Source organism: Acidimicrobiales bacterium (genome assembly GCA_035540975.1).
Classification (GTDB): Bacteria; Actinomycetota; Acidimicrobiia; order Acidimicrobiales.
Window position 1 is genome coordinate 1 of sequence record DATLFN010000103.1, and the last position, 18,230, is coordinate 18,230.

The window sequence follows — 18,230 nt, forward strand, 5'->3', positions numbered from 1 at the left end:
CGGCCACCCCGCCGGCGGTGACGGCGATGGCGGCGGGGCGGGCGGTCGGGGCGAGCGACCGGATGGCGAGGCGGGCGGCGGCCAGCCGCTCCCGCCAGGACGCCGGCATGTCGGGCACGGGGCACTCCCGGGACGGAGGACGTCGACCGGGGGAAGCGGCGCCCGCACCCTACCGCCGGCCCCGGCCCGGGGCCAGGGGCTTCCCGGCCGGCGGGCCCACCCGCGCCGGCGCTAGAAGAGGCGGGTGGTCAGCGCCCTGCGGTACTGCGCCGTGCGCGGGTCGTCCGGACCGAGGACCTCGAGGAGGTCGAGGAAGCGCCGGCGGGCGTCGTCGTCCCCCCTGACCCGGTCCAGGAGGGCGTCGAGCTCGGCGGCCGGGTCGTCGGGCCCGGTGGCGCCCACCCGGGCCAGGGCGGCCACCCGCCGGACCTCGGCCGTCTCGGGGACGCGAGCCAGCAGGCCCAGGGCCTCCTGGCCCTCGCCCCGCCCCGCCAGCAGCTCGGCCAGGACCACGGCGGCGCCGTGGTGGGCCGGGTCGAGGGCCAGGGCGGCGCGCAACGACGCCTCGTCGCCCTTCTCCACCAGCAGGTCGGCCTCGCTCGGGGCAGGAGCCAGCCCGGCGACGAACTGGCGCACGCTGGCCTCGGGGACGGCGCCCACGAACGAGTCCACCACCTGCCCGTCCTTGACGGCGAAGACGGCGGGGATCGACTGCACCTGGAAGCTGGCGGCCACGTTCGGGTTGGCGTCGATGTCGACCTTGGCGAGCTCCACGGCGCCGCCGGTCTCGGCGATCACCTTCTCCAGGATGGGGGTGAGCGACCGGCACGGTCCGCACCACGCCGCCCACAGGTCGACGACCACCGGGACGGTGGCGGACCGCTCGAGGACGTCGCGCTCGAAGGTGGCATCGGTGACGTCGGCCATGCCCGGGAGTCTACGTTTGCCCCGTGACCGAGCCCTACACGATCCGCTCCGGCGCCACCTTCGACGCCCCGCTGCTCGTGATCGGGCTGGAGGGCTTCATCGACGCCGGCCTGGGGGCGGGCGCGGCGATCGGCCACCTGCTCGACGGCAAGGCGAGCGAGGTGGCGGCCACGTTCGACGGCGACCGCTTCCTCGACTACCGGGACCGCCGGCCGCTGGTGCAGATCGTCGACGGCGTCACCGAGCCGGTGACGTGGCCGTCCATCGAGCTGCGGTCGATGGCCGACCGGGCGGGCCGGGACGTCCTCGTGCTCGTCGGGCCCGAGCCCGACCTGGCGTGGCGGGCCTTCGTGGCCGCCGTCGTCGAGGTGGGGACGCTCCTCGGTGTCCGCCGGGTCGTCGCCCTGGGCGCCTTCCCCCTCGCCGCGCCCCACACCCGGCCGGTCAGGCTGGCGGCCACGGCCACGTCGGCCGAGGAGGCGGCCCGGGTCGGCGTCGTGCCCGGGACCCACACCGTCCCCGCCAGCATCTCCTTCGCCCTCCAGGAGGGGTTCGCGGCAGCCGGCATCCCCGCCGTGGGGCTGTGGGCCCGGGTCCCCCACTACGCCGCCAACATGCCCTACCCGGCGGCCGGCGCCGCCCTGCTGGACGGCCTGGCCGCCGTCGGGGGCCTCGACCTCGACGTCTCCGAGCTGCACGAGGCGGCGGCCCGGGCCGCGGTCCGCATCGACTCGCTCATGGCGTCCAGCCCCGAGCACGCCGAGCTGGTCCGCCAGCTGGAGGCAGCGGCCGACGCCGAGGAGTCGCCGCCCCCCTTCGACCCCTCCGACATCCCCACCGGCGACCAGATCGTGGCCGAGCTGGAGCGGTTCCTGCGGGGCGAGCCCGACGCCGACGGCTGAGCACCCGGTTGCCCGAATGGCGCGAAACGCCTCCTCCGGGCATCCGGTGGCAACATGGCAGTGATCGGACGAGAAGGAGCGGGCCCTGACGGTTCCCGGTGACCGGACCCACCCCGTGCTGGTGGTCGACGACGACGACACCGTCCGCATGGTGCTGTCCACGGCGCTGGCCACGGCTGGGCTCCAGGTCGAGGAGGCGTCCAGCGGCATCGAGGCGCTCGATCTGGCCGCCCGCCGCCCGTACTCGGTGGTCCTGCTCGACAACTCCATGCCGGGCATGTCCGGGCTCCAGGTGCTCGCCCGGCTGCGGGCCGACGAGAGCACCCGGACCCTCCCCGTGGTCATCGTCACCGCCCAGGACGACGTCTCGGCCCGGGTCGAGGGGCTCCAGCAGGGCGCCGACGACTACGTCACCAAGCCGTTCCACCCCGACGAGCTGGTCGCGCGCGTCCGGGCCCAGATGCGGGGGCGGGCGGCGTGGGCCGACGTCCTGGAGCGGCGCCTGACCGAGCGGTCCGCCATCGCCGCCGCCCTGTGCCGCATGCACCCCGAGGCGTCGGCCGCCCGTACCGCCGAGGTGCTGTGCGACGAGATCCGCGAGCTGCGCCAGCTGGCCGGCGCCGCCGTCGTCCTGTTCCCCGAGGAGGGCGGGGCCGTCCCGCTCAGCGTGAAGGGCTCGGCGCCCGACTCGCTGCGCCCCGGCGTCCCCCTGTCGGCCGACGCCTCCGCCGACCTGCGCGCCCACGCCCGCGGCGGGCCGTGGGTCGAGCGCGGCGCGGCCCGGGTGGCGTGGGCGCCCTTCGGGACCGGGACGGAGCCGCTCGGCGCCCTCGGCCTGGTCGCCGCCGACGGCGAGCCCGACGCCGCCATGGCGGAGGCCCAGCTGCTGGCCACCGCCATCGACTTCGCCACCGTGGCGTCCGGCCTGCTCACCCCCGCCCTGCTCGAGCGCGGTGAGCCCGACATCCGCCGGGCCCGGCTCGACGACCTGCTGGTGCGACAGGCGTTCGCCCCGGTGTTCCAGCCCATCGTGCGCCTCGGGGACGGCGGGGTCATCGGCTTCGAGGCCCTCACCCGCTTCACCGACGGGACGCCGCCCATGGTCCGCTTCGCCGAGGCCAGCGCCCTCGACCGCGGCATCGACCTGGAGACGGCCACGCTGGCGGCCGCCCTGCGGGCCGCCTCCGGCCTCCCGCCGGGCTGCTGGGTGAGCGTCAACGTCTCCCCCGCCCTGGTCCTCGACGGCCGCCGTCTCCGGAACCTGCTGGCCCGCTGCACCGTCCAGATCGTCCTCGAGCTCACCGAGCACGACCCGGTGGGCGACTACCGCCAGCTCTCCGACGCCCTCGACGAGCTGCGCCCGGCCGCCCGGTTGTCGGTCGACGACGCCGGTTCGGGCTTCGCCAGCCTGCGCCACGTGCTCGCCCTGGAGCCCGACTACGTGAAGCTCGACCAGTCCTGGGTGACCGGCATCCACGGCGACCCCGCCCGCCAGGCCCTCGTCGCCGGCCTCGGCCACTTCGCCGAGCGCACGGGCAGCCTCCTCATCGCCGAGGGCATCGAGACCGACCACGAGCGGGGCATGCTCACCGAGCTCGCCGTCGACCTGGGCCAGGGCTACCTCTTCGGACGCCCCCTGTCCATGCCCGCCGCCTGACCCGCCGGGGCCCCGGCCGGGAGAACGACTCACGGCGCCGGGCGGGGCTGGGGCCCACGCCTCGGCGAGGAGGCCGGGGTCGGGGCCCCGGCCGGGAGAACGACTCACGGCGCCGGGCGGGGCTGGGGCCCACGCCTCGGCGAGGAGGCCGGGGTCGGGGCCCCGGCCGGGAGAACGACTCAGTGGGCCTGGAGGACGGCGTCGTCGCGCAGGTCGGCGAACAGCCCGACGGCGCCGCCGGCGACCAGCACCACGGAGAGGCCCCGGGCCTGGCCGACCTGGCCCGGCATGGTGACGCTGCGCACCTTGGCCGGGTCGATGGTGAGCGCCAGGCGGCCCAACCGGTACAGCTCGAGCGGCGTCACCCCGGTGATCTCGACATTGCGGCCGAGGATGCCGAGGTAGCGGGCGACCCCCGTGGCCCCCGGGTTCTCGGCCCGCAGCTTGGTGAGGGCGGACAGGATCAGCAGGCCCTGGTGCTCGCTGCGGCGGAAGTCGCCGCCCGGGATGTAGCGGTTGCGGGCGAAGGCCAGCGCCGCCCGCCCGTCCATGTCCACCCGCCCCTGGGGGAAGTCGGCGCCCGAGTTCTTGTCCTTCATGGGGATGGGGACGTCCACCGGGACGCCACCCGCCTCGTTGACCAGGTTCTCGAACGGGCCGAAACGGGCCGCCAGCACGAAGGCGACGTCGGCGCCGGTGAGCGCCTCCACCGTCTCGGCCATGAGGCCGGGGCCGCCGTAGTAGTAGGCGTCGTTGATCTTGCTCTGGCCGCGGCCGGGGATGGCGACGAACGCGTCACGCGGGATGTTGAGCATGGTGCCGGCGCCCGCCGCCGCGTTCACCCCGATGAGGTGGATGGCATCGGCCCGGTCGCCGTCGATGCCCGGCCGGCCGCCGTCGAGGCCGACGACGAGCACGAAGACCGGCTTGTCGGGCACCGGGGAGAAGTGCCCCTCGTCGACCTTGTGGATCTCGATCCCGGGCTGGGCGCGGGCGCCGTCGGGCCTGACGGTGAGGGCGGTGGCGACCAGCGCCAGGCCGGCGGCCGCCACCGCCGCCGTCCGCCTCACACCGAGTCCCTCGACGTGCGCATGTCGAACGCTTCGACCTTCCACGAGCCGCCGTCGTCGACCAGGACGAACTCGCCCGTGCGCACCACGGCCACGTCGCCGTCGCCGGTGTCGACGGTGTGGGCGACGTCGACCTGGGCGGTGACGAGGGGGACGCCGCCGGCCGGGTCGACGAGGGCGGTGAGCTTGGCGTTCGCCCGGTCCTGGCGCACGTCGCCCTTCAGCGCCACGCCGTCCTCCAGCACGGCGGACCGGTCGGGCGCCGACGCCGTGAGCCGGGCCAGGGCGCCGGCCGTGAAGGACTGCTCCAGGCCGGCGGGTGCCCGGCCGTCGCGAAGGGGCTCGATCAGGCCGTCGGCGAGCCAGGCGTCGAGGCCCGCCTTCACCTCGGCCGCCACCTCGGGCGGGAAGGCGGGCGCCTGGGGCGCCATGGACTGCACCTCGGTCCCCGTGATGGTGAAGGCGAACCCGGGCGCCTTCGCCGAGTCTGACCCGGCGCCGCCGCCGGTCCCGGCGCCGCCATCGTCACTCCCGCCCGAGCAGGCGGCGAGCACGACCAGGGCGGCGGCGGCCAGCCGCCGGGCGCGCCGAGGACGATCCGCCGAAAGAGAAAAACCGGGCACGACCGCGTCATCGTAGGCGGCGCCGAACGTCAATCTCAGGCGGGGCCACTCTGGGGCGGCGGCCGTCACGGCGCCGGCGCCCGCTCCGAGCCGCCCCCCGCCGTTCTGGCACCAGGAACCGGCACCGGGGTGTCGGTTCCTGGTGCCAGACGCGGCTCGGCGGGTGCGGTCACACCACGACGTTGACGAGGCGGGGCGGGCGGGCGATCACCTTGCGGGGCGGGCGGCCCTGAAGCTGCTCGCGGACCCGCTCGGATGCCAGGGCCAGCGCCTCGGCGGCGGCCTCGTCCACGTCGGGGGCGACGTCGATGCGATCGCGCACCTTGCCGTTGACCTGCACGACCATGGTCACCGTCTCGTGGCGGGCCATGGCGGCGTCCGCCTCGGGCCAGCGCTCGGCGTGCACGTGGCCGCCGCGGCGCCGCTCCCACAGCTCGGCCGACAGGTGGGGGGTCATGGGCGCCATCAGCAGCAGCATGGTGTCGACGGCGAAGTCGGTCGTGCCGTCGCGGTACAGCAGGTTGGTGAACTCCATCAGGGCGGCGACGGCCGTGTTGTACGACCAGCGCTCGTAGTCGTCGCTCACCCGGGCGATCAGCCGGTGGGCGGCCCGGTCCACGGCGAGTGGGTCGGCGGCCGGGCCGGGCCCGTCGCCTCCGGCCATGCGCCACACCCGCTTCAAGAAGCGCGAGCAGCCCTCGATCAGCTCCTCGGTCTGCTCCGTCCAGTCCACGTCGTCGGCCGGCGGCCCCACGAACAGGTGGTACAGGCGCAGGGCGTCGGCGCCCACCGTGTCGAAGTACTTGGCCGGCGCCACCAGGTTGCCCTTGGACTTCGACATCTTGGTGCCGCCCATGCGGATCATGCCCTGGGTGAACAGGCGCCGGAACGGCTCGCGCACCCCGGCCGGCGCCAGGCCCAGGTCGGCCAGCGCCCTGGTGTAGAAGCGGGCGTACATCAGGTGGAGGATGGCGTGCTCGATCCCGCCGATGTACTGGTCCACCGGCATCCACCGCTCGGCGGCGTCCGTGGCGATGGGCCGATCGGCGACCCAGGGGTCGCAGAAGCGCAGGAAGTACCAGGACGAGTCGACGAACGTGTCCATGGTGTCGGTCTCCCGCTCGGCCGGCCCGCCGCACGTCGGGCAGGTGGTGTGGCGGAAGCCCTCGTGCTTCCTCAGCGGCGACTCGCCGGTGGGCGCCAGCTCGATGTCGTCGGGCGCCACCACGGGCAGCTGGTCGACGGGGACGGGGACCATGCCGTCGGTGGCGCAGTACACGATCGGGATGGGGCAGCCCCAGAAGCGCTGGCGTGACACCAGCCAGTCGCGCAGGCGGTAGTTCACCTTGCGCTCGCCCAGGCCCCGCTCCTCCAGCCACTCGACGGCCCGGGCCTTGGCGGTGGCCGTGTCGGTGATGCCGTCCAGCCACTCGCTGTTGATCCGGGGGCCGTCGCCCGTGTACGCCTCGCCGTCCCAGCCCTCGGGCGGCTGGACCGTGCGCACGATGGGCAGGCCGTGCACGGTGGCGAAGTCCCAGTCGCGCTGGTCCTCGGCCGGCACCGCCATGATCGCCCCGGTGCCGTAGCCCATCAGCACGTAGTCGGCCAGGTACACCGGCACCGGCTCGTCGTTGAAGGGGTTCACCACCGACGACCCGGTGAAGACGCCGCGCTTGGCCACGTCCCCCTCGGTCGACAGGCGCTCGATCTCCGACTCCTGGCGCACCCGCTCGCGGAACTCGTCGACCGCCGCCCGCTGCTCGTCGGTGGTCAGGTCGTCGACCAGCGGGTGCTCGGGGGCCAGCACGGCGTACGTCATGCCGAAGCTGGTGTCGGGGCGGGTGGTGAAGACGCGCACCTTCAGGTCGGGGCGGCCGCCCACGGCCAGGTCGAACTCGGCGCCCTCGGAGCGGCCGATCCAGTTGCGCTGCATGGTCTTCACCCGCTCGGGCCAGTCCAGCCCCGCCAGGTCGTCCAGCAGCTCGTCGGCGTAGCGCGTGATGCGGAAGAACCACTGCTCCAGGTCCCGCTTGGTGACGACGTCGCCCGACCGCTCGCACGTCCCGTCGGCCAGCACCTGCTCGTTGGCCAGGACCGTCCGGCAGCCGGGGCACCAGTTGACCGGGGCGTTGGCCCGGTAGGCCAGGCCCGCCTCCAGGAACCGCTCGAAGATGACCTGGTTCCAGCGGATGTACTCGGGGTCGTGGCTGCGGATCTCCCGCCGCCAGTCGTACATGGCCCCCAGCCGGACCATCGACGCCTTCAGCTCGGCGATGCGCTCGTCGGTGAAGGGCCGCGGGTGCGACCCCGACTTGATGGCGGCGTTCTCGGCCGGCAGCCCGAAGCTGTCGAAGCCCATGGGCGACAGGACGGCGTGGCCCCGCATGGTCCGCCAGCGCACGTTCAGGTCGCCGAAGGTGTAGTTGCGCACGTGGCCCTGGTGGGCGGGGCCGCTCGGGTACGGGTACATCGACAGCACGTACCACTTCGGCCGGGGGTCGTCGTTGGCCACCCGGTAGGTGCCCTCGTCGTCCCACCGGCGCTGCCACTTCGCCTCGACCGTCTGCGGGTCGTACCCCTCACCCATGCCGGGATGGTACCGGCGCGAGCAAAAGGCCCCACGGAGTTCGGGCACCACCGGGCCTCGGAGCTCCATCGACTCGCCGAGCAAGCTCTGCTGTCACGTCGGGAAGTGGAGCTGAGGGGAATCGAACCCCTGACCTCAACGATGCCATCGTTGCGCTCTACCAATTGAGCTACAGCCCCGGAGGGCTCTCACGTTACCGCACCCCCGGCGGAGCCACCCGGCTACCCGCTGGCGGCGGCGGCCTCCTCGTCCCACTCCACCCGCGGCGCGTCGGACCACAGGCGCTCGAGGTCGTAGTAGCGGCGCACCTCGTCCAGGAACACGTGGACCACGAAGTCGCCGTAGTCGAGGAGGACCCACCGGGCGTCGTCGAGCCCCTCGACGCGGAGCGGCTTGGGACCGCACTCCTCCGCCACCCGGAGCTCGACCTCCTCGGCGATGGTGCGGACCTGGCGGGGGTTCGTCCCGCTGGTGATGACGAAGGCGTCGGTGATGGCCAGCACCGCCCCCACCTCCAGGATCACCGGGTCCTCGCCCTTCTTGGCCAGTGCCGCCCTGGCGGCCACGACGGTCTGCTGGCGGATGTCCTCGGGAGTCACGCGGTGGGGAAGTCCTTTCCGACGATGACCGTCACGTCGACGACGTCGATGGCATTGCGGCTGAAGACCAATTGTCCCACTCCGAGGGCGTCGCGGACGCGCTGCGCCGCCGACTCCTCGTCGCGGTCGTAGAAGACGATCTCGGTCTGGGGCTTGTCGAAGGTGGAGGCGTTGCCGGTGAGGCGGACGTCGAAGCCGGCTCCCAGCCTGGCCCGCACGGCCTCGGCCAGGCCCACCGCGCCCGTCCCGTTGAGGATCTGGATGCGCGGGCGCTCGGACCCGCCGGGCAGGGCGTCGGCGGGGAACGCCTCGGCGACCATGCGCTGCTTCTCCTCGGTCCGCACCCGGTACAGCTCCCCCTCGGCGGCGCCCGTCCCGAAGGCCTCGACGGGCAGGATGCGGGTCCGCACCTCGCCGGCGGCCAGGGCGTCGAAGGCCCGGGCCAGCCCGGGCGGGCTGGTGGGCGCGGTGTCGGGCCGGGCCCGGACGGCGCCCAGCCAGGCGTCGAAGAACGCCTGGTGGCGGGCCAGGCGGGACAGGTCGCTGCCCCGGCCCTTGGCGGCCAGGAAGGCGGGCACGTCGGCGGGCGCCACCGCGACCGGCCCCGCCTCGTAGAGCACCTGCACCCGGCCCGTCGGCTCCACCTGCTCCACCCGCTCGGGCACAGTGACGGTTACCGGCCCGACGGGCTGCATGACGGCCGCCAACGAGCCGTCGTCCAACAGCACGGTGTCGCCCAGCACTGCGCCGAGCAGGTTCTCGACGGTCGACTTCAGGCGGGCCGGGCCGCCCAGCTCCAACGATCGGGCCACCGGCTCGAGGCCGAGCGAGACGACCTCGGTCATGGTCCCGGGCGGCAGGAGGATCAGCGTCCCCCCTCCGCCCGGCCGGGGCACGAGCACGGTCAGCGACGACGCCCGGCCCGAGGCCTCCTGCTGGGCCAGCAGCACGGCGGGGGGGGCGGCGGCGGCGGTGCCGCCCGGGCCGTCGCCGTCGTCCCCACCGCCCCTGTCGGCGCCGGAGCGCAGGAGGGCGGCGGCGACGCCGACGACGAGCACCACCACGGTGGCGACGGCGACGTTGCGGACCCGGCGGCGCCGGCGGCGCTGGCGGCGGCGCTCGGCCCGCCCGCCGCGGCGCGTCTCCGGGAGGGGGATCGGATCGAGCGGGAACGGACCGGGCGCCGGGCCGACCGTGTCCGTCCTGCCGCTGTTCATCCTTCAACCAAGATACAGACCGCGCCGCCGGATCTCGCGTAGGGCGGCGGGCGGGACGAGCACGTCGAGCGGGCGCCCGGCGGCCGCCCGGGCCCGCAGATCGCTGCTCGACACGTCGAGCGCCGGGATGGTGACCGCCGTCGACCGCCACGGCGGTGGAGGCAGGACGGCCGCCGCGCCGGGGCGGGACACGACCACGAGGGACACGGCCGCGCACAGCTCCTCACCGCGCACCCACGTCCCCAGCTCGCCGGCGATGTCGCCGCCCACCACCAGGTGGAGCCCGGCGCCCGGGTGGAGGGCCGCCAGCTCGGCGGCGGTGTCGGCCATGTACGACGGCCCCCCGCGGTCGATCTCCAGCCGGCTCGCCTCCAGGCCGTCGACCTCGGACGCCGCCGCCGCGACCACGGCGAAGCGGTCCTCGGCCGGCGTGACGGCCCGGGACGCCACCTTCTGCCACGGCACGTTGGCGACCACGAGCAGCATGCGGTCGAGGGCGAGGGCAGCCCGCACCTCGACGGCGGCCGACAGGTGGCCGACGTGGACGGGGTCGAACGTGCCGCCCAGGATGCCGATCCGCGGCGGCCTCCCGCTCCCGCCGACCGCGCCAGGCACAGACGAAGCCTACGGCGGCCTCGGCGGCGGTACCGTCCCCTCCCGTGCCCGACGCCCGGCTGCCCGAGGGGCTCGACGGATGGTGCGACGCCCGGTTCGCGGCCGTCGCCCGCGCCGTCGCCGAGCCGCTGGCCGCCGGCGCCCACCACGGCGTCGCCGTCGCCGTCCGCCACCGGGGCGTCCCCGTGGTCGACCTGTGGGGCGGCGCCTTCCGTGAGGACACGCTGGCGGTGTCGTTCTCCACGACCAAGGGGCCGGTGTCCACGGCGGTCCACATGGCTCTGGAGCGGGCCGGCCTCGGGTACGACACGCCGGTCGCCTCCGTCTGGCCGGAGTTCGGGCGGCACGGCAAGGACGGCATCACCATCCGCCACGCCCTGTGCCACGAGGCGGGCGTCCCCCACATCCGCGACGCCATCCCCGGCGTCGAGACGCTGGCCGACTGGGACACCATGGTCGCCGCCGTCGAGGGGCTGTCGCCCGAGTGGGAGCCGGGGACGGCCAACGGCTACCACGCCCTCACGTGGGGCTGGTTGGCGGGCGAGCTGGTGCGGCGGGTGGACGGCCGCGCACTCGAGCGGTTCGTGGCCGAGGAGATCGCCGGGCCGCTCGGCCTCGACGGCTGCTTCCTGGGCACACCACCCGACCAGCAGCACCGCCTGGCCCCGGTGTTCTGGAACCCCGTCTACCTGTCCATGCCGTCGCTCGAGCAACTGCTGCCGGCCGACTCGCTGATCCTGCGGGCCGTCGCCCCCAAGGGCGACATGATCGCCTTCGTCAACAGCGAGCGGGGCCGGGCGGCGTGCGTGCCGGCCATCACCGGCGCGTTCACCGCCCGCTCGCTCGCCGCCGTGTACGCGGCGCTGGAGCGGGGCGGCCAGCTCGACGGCGTGCGCCTGCTCGAGCCGGGCACCATCGCGGCCGCCACCGAGGTCCAGAACACCCGGCCCGACCTCATCCTCCTCACCCCGGTGCGGTGGCGACTGGGTTTCATGGGCTTCGCCGCCCTGGACCCCGACGGCGGCGACGGCGCCTTCGGGCACGCGGGGCTGGGCGGGTCGGTCGCCATGGCCGAGCCCCGCTCCGAGCTGGCCGTCGCCGTCACCCTCGACCGCCTGGAGCTCGACCTCCTCGGTGACGCCCGCGGCCGCTCGGTGGTGGAGGCCGCCGTGCGGTCCGTCCTCGGCGCCTGAGCTCCCGCCGCCCCGTTCTCGCACCAGGAATCGACCACCAGCGGTCGATTCCTGGTGCGAGAAGCGCTAACGACCGGTGAGGCGGGCCACCACGGGGGCGAAGGCGTGGAGGGCGTCGCCCGGGACCGACCAGTAGCTGAAGCCGAGCTCCGCCCGGCGCCGCTCCAGGGTGTCGCAGATCTGGTCGACGCTGCCCACGAGCACGATGGGCACCTCCAGCGCCTGCTCGGCGGTGACGCCGAAGCGGGGAGCCATGAAGGCGGCGGTGGCCTGGGGGTCGACGCCGACCAGGCAGAACGCCGTGTAGCACTGGAGCTCCAGGTCGTCGAAGCGCTCCCCCGCCGCCTCTCGAACCCAAGCCACCCGCTCCCGGAAGTGCTCGACGAGGGCGGCCCGCGCCGTCTCCGGCCCCCGCTCCCCGGCGGCCAGGCTGGTGTTGAACCCCACGATGTCGGCCTCCCGGGCCGCCACGCCGAGGACGCGACGGCCGCCCCCTGCCACCACCACCGGAGGGTGGGGCCGCTGCACGGGCCGGGGCAGGCAGCGGGCCCCGTCGAGCCGGTAGTGGGCCCCGGAGAACGTGACCTCGCCGCCGGCCCACAGCGCCTTGACCACCCGCACCGCCTCGCCCAGGCGCTCGACCCGCACGCCCGGCCGGTCGTGGGGCAGGCCGAGCTCGTCGTAGTCGCTGCGCAGCCACCCGGCACCCATGCCCAGCTCCAGCCGGCCCTCGCTCACCACGTCGAGCGTGGCCGCCTCCCGGGCCAGGACGGCGGGATGGCGGTAGTCGTTGGCGAACACCAGCGACCCGATCCGGATGGACGTGGTGGCCGTCGCCGCCGCCGTGAGGCCCACCAGCGGGCCCCACTGGTCGCCGAAGTGGTCGGGCATGAGGATCGTCGAGTACCCGAGGTCCTCGGCCGCCCGGGCCTGGTCGGCCCACGCCTTGGCGTCGGTCGCCGCCGCCAGCTGCACGCCGAACCGGAACGGCCGCACGCCCATCACCGCACCCTACGGCGCGAGGAGCCCTTAGGCTGATGACGATGGAAGCGAGGGCGTGGACGCCGACCAGCTGGCGCGACCGGCCGGCGGCCCAGCAGCCGGACTGGCCCGACGAGGCCGCCCTCGACCGCGCCCTCAAGCAGCTGGCCGGCCTCCCGCCGCTGGTCTTCGCCGGCGAGGCGCGCCAGCTCACCTGCTCGCTGGCGGACGTGGCCGGCGGGCGGGCGTTCCTGCTCCAGGCCGGCGACTGCGCCGAGTCCTTCGGGGACTTCTCGGCCGACTCGATCCGCGACAAGCTCAAGGTCATCCTCCAGATGGCGGTCGTGCTCACCTACGGCTCCGGAGTCCCGGTGGTGAAGGTGGGCCGCATCGCCGGCCAGTTCGCCAAGCCCCGGTCGTCGCCCACCGAGCTGGTCGGCGACCTCGAGCTGCCGTCGTTCCGCGGGCACATCGTCAACGACGACGCCCCCGACGCCGCCGCGCGCGTGGCCGACCCCCAGCGCCTCATCGGCGCCTACCACCAGTCGGCCGCCACGCTCAACCTGCTCCGCGCGTTCACCAAGGGCGGCTTCGCCGACCTCAGCCAGGTGCACGTGTGGAACCAGCAGTTCGTGGCCAGCAGCAACGAGGGCCGCCGCTACGAGGCCATCGCCTCCGAGATCGACCGGGCCATGCGCTTCATGCGGGCGTGCGGCGTCGTCGGCGACACCCAGCCCCAGCTGCGCGAGGTCGACTTCTACACCTCGCACGAGGCCCTGCTGCTCGTCTACGAGGAGGCGCTGACCCGCCTCGACTCGCTGACGGGCGACTGGTACGACTGCTCGGCCCACATGCTGTGGGTGGGCGACCGGACGCGGGAGCCGGACGGGGCGCACGTCGAGTTCTTGGCCGGCGTCCGCAACCCCATCGGGTGCAAGCTCGGCCCCACGGCCACGGCGGACGGCGTGCGCGCGCTGTGCGAGCGGCTCGACCCCCACCGCACGCCGGGCCGGCTCACCCTCATCTCCCGCATGGGCGCCGCCCGCCTGGCCGGGTCGCTGCCGCCGCTGCTGCGGGCCGTGCGCGACGGCGGCTGGCCCGTGGTGTGGGCGTGCGACCCCATGCACGGGAACACCTTCGTGGCGCCGGGCGGCCGCAAGACCCGGCACTTCGACGACGTCATGGCCGAGATCGAGATGTTCTTCGGGACCTGCCGCGCCGAGGGCGTCTGGCCGGGCGGCATGCACGTGGAGCTCACCGGCGACGACGTCACCGAGTGCCTGGGCGGCGCCGAGGAGGTCTCCGACCTCGACCTCCGCTACACCAGTGCCTGCGACCCCCGCCTCAACGGCCGCCAGTCCCTCGACCTCGCCTTCCGCGTCGCCGAGCTCCTCCGAGCCTGAGGACCGCCGGACCGGCGCCCGGCCGTTCTCTGGACGGAATGCGCCGGACCGCGGTGTTTCCCGTCCAGAGAACGGATCAGCGCTGGCCCGGCCCCGGGGGCGCTGGCCCGGCCCCGGGGGCGCTCCCGCCGCCGCAGGCGGCCCCACCGGCTGCCGGCCAAAGAGGGACGAGCGGAGAACGGCCGGCTCCGCCGGCCGTTCGGAGCACGATCGAGCTCGCCGAGCAAGCTCCGCTTGCGACGGCGACTACAACAGATGGGCGTGGTCGTTGAAGCGCACGAGGGTCCAGCGCCGGTGGGGGTCGTCGGACGCCGGTCGCTCCCACTCGGTGATCGACGTGTTGTCGATCCTGGTCTTGAACCGAGGAGCGAGGGGCATCTCGGCCAGGGCTCGCAGCGAGCCCTCGATGACGCCGCCATGGCAGGCGATCACGACCGTCCGGCCCTCGTGCTCGGTGGCAAGCCGCAGCAGGACGCAGGCGACCCGCACCCACAGGGCGGCCAGCGTCTCGGCGCCCGGGGCCATCGGGCGATAGAGGTCGGCCGAGCTCGACGGCCAGGCGTAGCGGGCCCGGAACTCCTCCCACGTGATCCCGTCCGCATCACCCGGGTGGAGCTCGCACAGGTCCTCGTCCTGCTCGATCGTCGAGGCGCCGACCACGCCGGCGATGGCCTCCGCCGTCTCGATGGCCCGGGGCAGCGTGCTGGCGTAGAGCACGCCGGCGTCGGCGAGCTCGCCCGTCCGCTCCAGCCGCTGGCGCAGCGCCTCGGCCTGGCGGCGTCCCAGGCCCGACAGCCCGGTGCAGCCCTTCATGCCGCCCACGACCTGGTCGACGTGGCACTGGGCCTCGCCGTGGCGGACGAGGACGAGGCGGGTCGGGCGGTCGTCCGTCATCCCAGGTGCTCCACGAAGCGCTCCAGCTGCGTGAGGTTGCGGCACTCGAAGGCGCCGTCGCAGAACCGGGCGTACTCGCTGACGATGGAGTCGCCGGTGTCCCAGTAGGAGCGGGGCTCCGGGTTCAGCCAGTACACGTGGCGAGCCTTCTTCGCCACGGCTCCCACCACCTGCGCCTCGGCGGCGTGGTAGTTGTTCCGGGCGTCGCCCAAGATGATGACGGTGGTCCGGGGCCCGATCTCGTCGCCCCACCGGTTCCAGAAGGCGCCCAGGGCGTGGCCGTAGTCGGAGTGGCCGTCGAGCCACACCACGTCGGCTTCGGCGTTCACCCGCTCCACCGCCTCGGAGATGTCCTCCGTCCCCTCGAACAGGTGGGTGACCTCGTCCACGCCGTCGATGAACACGAAGCTGCGCACCCGGGAGAACTCCGACGAGATGGCGTGGACGAAGTGCAGGGTGAACCGGGCAAAGGCCGCCACCGACCCCGAGACGTCGGCGATCACCCAGATCTCCGGCTTGGCCGGGTGGGGCCGGCGGAAGCGGGGCTCGGCGGGGACGCCGCCGTACGACATCGAGTGGCGGACGGTGCTGCGGAAGTCGAGGGGGCCCCGGCGGCGGTGGCGCCGGCGGCGGGCCAGGCGCACGGCCAACCGGCGGGCGACGGGCTGGAGGGCCCGGCGCAGCGCCGCCAGCTCCTCCCGGGAGGCGTGCATGAAGTCGAGGTCCTCGGGCAGCGGCCGGCGGAGGGTGCGGGCCAGGGCGTCGGCACCGCGGTCGGCGACCAGCCGCCGGCGGATCTCCGCCTCCACCTCGGTCCGGAACCGGTCGAGCCGGACCTCGTACTCGTCGCGCGCCAGCCGCTCGTCGAGCGGCGATCGTGGCCCCTCGCCCGCCACGAGGCGCTCCAGCGCCCCGTCCAGGTCGAGGCTGCGCAGGGTCCGGTACAGGTAGTAGGTGCCGCCGGCGGGACGGCCGGTGGCCATGCCCGACGAGCGGGTGACGGCCCGGGCCGCCAGGGCCCGCAGCGCCTCCTCGTCGCCCTCCCGCAGGGCGGCCTCGACGAGGGCGGCCAGGTCGTCGTCGCCGTCCGCCGAGAGGCCGGCGTCGCCGGCCTCGCCAGCCGCCCCCGCATCGGCCGACGCGGCGCCCGCCGCCAGCACGCCCGCCCCCGCCGAGAAGTACACGTCGAACACCGTCTCGAACGCCCGCCGGTGCCCCGGCGACTTCACCAGGGTGGCGGCCAGGGCGGACTTGAACGCCTCCCGGTCCTCGATGGGCACGTGGCACAGCGCCTGGACGGCGTCGAGGTCCTCGGTCAGGCTCACGGGCAGCCCGGCCGCCCGCAGCTCCCGCACGAACCCGCCGAGGATGTCCAGCACGGTCGCTCAGGCCTGGACCGGGAAGTGGCGCTGCGCCTTGGCCAGGTCGGACTGGTACTTGAGGAGCAGGTGGAGCGTCTCCCGCACCTGCTCGGCGCCCACCGTCGACACGTTCAGCAGCACGAGGGTCGCCGCCCAGTCCAGCGTCTCCGACACCGACGGCGCCTTCTTGAGGTCCAGCTTGCGGATGGACCGCACGATGCGGGCGACCTGGTCGGCCAGGTGCTCGTCGACCCCCGGGACCTTGGCGAGCACGATGGCCTTCTCCCGCTCCACGTCCGGGTAGTCGACGTGGAGGTAGAGGCAGCGCCGCTTGAGGGCCTCGGACAGCTCCCGGGTGTTGTTGGACGTGAGGAACACCAGCGGCACCTGGGTGGCGGTGACCGTGCCCAGCTCCGGGATCGACACCTGGTAGTCGGACAGCACCTCCAGCAGCAGCGCCTCCGTCTCCACCTCGAGGCGGTCGACCTCGTCGACGAGGAGCACCACCGGGTCCTCGGCCCGGATCGCCTCCAGCAGCGGGCGCGGGAGCAGGAACGCCTCGCTGAAGATGTCCTCCTCCAGCGCCTCCCAGCCCACGCCGCCCTCCTCGGCCACCCGCTGGGCCTGGATCCGCAGGAGCTGCTTGCGGTAGTTCCACTCGTAGAGCGCCTTGGCCTCGTCGAGGCCCTCGTAGCACTGGAGGCGGATGAGCCGGGCGCCCGTCGTCTCCGCCACCGACTTGGCCAGCTGGGTCTTGCCCGTTCCGGCCGGGCCCTCCACGAGGACGGGCTTGCCCAGGCGGTCGGCCAGGTGGACGACGCCGGCGATGCCGGTGTCGGCCAGGTACCCCACGCCCGCCAGCGACCGGCGGACGGCCTCGACCGACGCGAACCGCGGCTCGCCCCCCGCGATCGTCAACGGCGGACCTGGCCGTCGCCCTCCACCACGTACTTCACGGTGGTGAGCTCGCGCAGGCCCATCGGGCCCCGGGCGTGGAGCTTCTGGGTGCTGATGCCGATCTCGGCGCCGAACCCGAACTGCTCGCCGTCGGTGAAGCGGGTGGACGCGTTGACCACCACGGCGGCGGCGTCGACCTCGGCGGTGAACCGGCGGGCGGCGGCCAGGTCGCCGGTGACGATGGCCTCGGTGTGGCCCGACCCGAACCGCCGCACGTGCTCGATGGCGGCGTCGAGGTCGGCCACCACGGCGACCGACATCTTCAGGTCCAGGAACTCCCTGGCGAAGTCCTCGTCGGTCGCCTCGCCCATGGACGGGACGAGGGCCCGCGCCCCTTCGTCGCCCACCAGCTCCACCCCGTCGAGGGCGGCCGCCGCCCGGGGCAGGAACGCCTCGGCCACCGCCCGATGGACGACCAGCGACTCGGCCGCGTTGCACACCGACGGCCGCTGCGTCTTGGCGTTGACGACGATGGCGAGCGCCATGTCGAGGTCGGCGGCCGCGTCGACGTAGACGTGGCAGTTGCCGTCCCCGTCGACGACGTACGGCACCGTGGCGTGCTCCAGGACGGCGGCGATCAGGGACGGGCCGCCCCGGGGGACGAGGCAGTCGATGAGCCCCCGCAGCCGCATGAACTCCACGGCCGACTCCCGGCTGGTGTCCTCCACCAGAACGAGGGCGTCCCCGGGAAGGCCCGCCTTGGCGAACCCCTCGCGCAGGACGGCGGCGATGGCGGTGTTCGACCGGATGGCACCCGACGACCCCCGCAGGAACGCCGCGTTCCCCGACTTGAGGCACAGGGCGGCCGCGTCGCTGGTGACGTTGGGCCGGTTCTCGTAGATGATCCCGACCACCCCGAGGGGCACCCGCACCCGCTGGATGCGCAGGCCGTTGGGCCGCGTCCACCCGTCCACCACCTCGCCCACCGGGTCGGCGAGGCCGGCGACCTGGCGGAGCCCGCCCGCCATGGCCTCGACCCGGGCACTGTCGAGGCGCAGGCGGTCGACCACGGCGGCGGTGACGCCCGAGGCCTCGGCCCGGGCCACGTCCTCCTCGTTGGCCGCCAGCACGTCGTCCGCCCGCTCGACGAGGAGGTCGGCGGCGGCGTGCAGGGCGGCGTCCTTGGCGGCGGTGGACGCCCGGGCCAGGGCCCGCGACGCCGACTGGGCCCGCCGCCCCAGCTCGGCCAGCTCTGCGGTTGCGCTCACGGGCCAAAGGTTAGGCGCCGCCCCTCCGCTCCCCGA

16 protein-coding genes and 1 tRNA gene are annotated in these 18,230 nt (G+C 74.7%); 4 read left to right on the forward strand and 13 right to left on the reverse strand.

Annotation, left to right across the window (positions count from 1 at the left end; translation table 11 throughout):
- Positions 1-231 precede the first annotated feature (231 nt).
- On the reverse strand, positions 232-927 hold the full coding sequence (trxA, locus tag VM242_11035; GenBank protein HVM05697.1) for a thioredoxin: 696 nt from the start codon (positions 925-927) through the stop codon (positions 232-234).
- A gap of 23 nt (positions 928-950) precedes the next feature.
- On the opposite strand from trxA, the gene VM242_11040 reads away from it, so the two are divergent.
- Complete coding sequence (locus tag VM242_11040; GenBank protein HVM05698.1) at positions 951-1,829, forward strand: PAC2 family protein; 879 nt, start codon at positions 951-953, stop codon at positions 1,827-1,829.
- Positions 1,830-1,944: 115 nt separating this feature from the next.
- Entirely contained in the window at positions 1,945-3,486 is a 1,542-nt protein-coding gene (locus tag VM242_11045; GenBank protein ID HVM05699.1) for an EAL domain-containing response regulator, read from the forward strand.
- Between the two features lie 179 nt (positions 3,487-3,665).
- On the opposite strand, the gene VM242_11050 is transcribed toward VM242_11045, so the two are convergent.
- The 7 genes from VM242_11050 to nadD form a co-directional block, all read right to left on the reverse strand.
- Positions 3,666-4,556 (reverse strand): LCP family protein, encoded by an 891-nt coding sequence (locus VM242_11050; GenBank protein ID HVM05700.1) that lies wholly within the window; start codon positions 4,554-4,556, stop codon positions 3,666-3,668.
- Positions 4,553-5,179 (reverse strand): hypothetical protein, encoded by a 627-nt coding sequence (locus VM242_11055; protein ID HVM05701.1) that lies wholly within the window; start codon positions 5,177-5,179, stop codon positions 4,553-4,555. The genes VM242_11050 and VM242_11055 overlap by 4 nt, the downstream gene beginning before the upstream one ends.
- Before the next feature lie 169 nt (positions 5,180-5,348).
- A complete protein-coding gene (gene leuS / locus VM242_11060; GenBank protein ID HVM05702.1) occupies positions 5,349-7,766 on the reverse strand; it encodes a leucine--tRNA ligase in 2,418 nt (805 codons plus the stop codon).
- 106 nt (positions 7,767-7,872) lie between these two features.
- A tRNA-Ala gene (locus VM242_11065) sits at positions 7,873-7,945 on the reverse strand.
- Positions 7,946-7,987: 42 nt separating this feature from the next.
- Entirely contained in the window at positions 7,988-8,365 is a 378-nt protein-coding gene (rsfS, locus tag VM242_11070; protein HVM05703.1) for a ribosome silencing factor, read from the reverse strand.
- Positions 8,362-9,582, reverse strand: coding sequence for a LytR C-terminal domain-containing protein (locus VM242_11075; protein HVM05704.1), 1,221 nt, complete (start codon positions 9,580-9,582; stop codon positions 8,362-8,364). The genes rsfS and VM242_11075 overlap by 4 nt, the downstream gene beginning before the upstream one ends.
- 3 nt (positions 9,583-9,585) lie before the next feature.
- A complete protein-coding gene (gene nadD / locus VM242_11080) occupies positions 9,586-10,197 on the reverse strand; it encodes a nicotinate-nucleotide adenylyltransferase (GenBank protein HVM05705.1) in 612 nt (203 codons plus the stop codon).
- A 44-nt stretch (positions 10,198-10,241) separates the two neighbouring features.
- Between nadD and VM242_11085 the strand changes: the two genes are divergently transcribed.
- Positions 10,242-11,390: a serine hydrolase domain-containing protein gene (locus VM242_11085; protein HVM05706.1), complete on the forward strand. Its 1,149-nt coding sequence runs from the start codon at positions 10,242-10,244 to the stop codon at positions 11,388-11,390.
- 66 nt (positions 11,391-11,456) lie between these two features.
- On the opposite strand, the gene VM242_11090 is transcribed toward VM242_11085, so the two are convergent.
- Entirely contained in the window at positions 11,457-12,392 is a 936-nt protein-coding gene (locus tag VM242_11090; protein ID HVM05707.1) for a TIGR03621 family F420-dependent LLM class oxidoreductase, read from the reverse strand.
- 41 nt (positions 12,393-12,433) lie between these two features.
- Here VM242_11090 and VM242_11095 point away from each other — a divergent pair, with 41 nt between their 5' ends.
- Positions 12,434-13,774, forward strand: coding sequence for a 3-deoxy-7-phosphoheptulonate synthase class II (locus VM242_11095; GenBank protein ID HVM05708.1), 1,341 nt, complete (start codon positions 12,434-12,436; stop codon positions 13,772-13,774).
- Positions 13,775-14,020: 246 nt separating this feature from the next.
- On the opposite strand, the gene VM242_11100 is transcribed toward VM242_11095, so the two are convergent.
- From VM242_11100 to VM242_11115, 4 genes are read right to left on the reverse strand one after another with little or no spacing between them, the layout of a single operon-like run.
- The gene (locus VM242_11100) at positions 14,021-14,668 is read right to left on the reverse strand and encodes a histidine phosphatase family protein (protein ID HVM05709.1); all 648 of its coding nucleotides are present in this window, start codon (positions 14,666-14,668) and stop codon (positions 14,021-14,023) included.
- Entirely contained in the window at positions 14,665-16,047 is a 1,383-nt protein-coding gene (locus VM242_11105; GenBank protein ID HVM05710.1) for a VWA domain-containing protein, read from the reverse strand. Before VM242_11105 ends, VM242_11100 begins: the two co-directional genes overlap by 4 nt.
- Positions 16,048-16,053: 6 nt before the next feature.
- On the reverse strand, positions 16,054-16,947 hold the full coding sequence (locus VM242_11110) for a MoxR family ATPase (protein ID HVM05711.1): 894 nt from the start codon (positions 16,945-16,947) through the stop codon (positions 16,054-16,056).
- Positions 16,944-18,194, reverse strand: coding sequence for a glutamate-5-semialdehyde dehydrogenase (locus VM242_11115; GenBank protein HVM05712.1), 1,251 nt, complete (start codon positions 18,192-18,194; stop codon positions 16,944-16,946). The genes VM242_11110 and VM242_11115 overlap by 4 nt, the downstream gene beginning before the upstream one ends.
- Between the last annotated feature and the right edge of the window lie 36 nt (positions 18,195-18,230).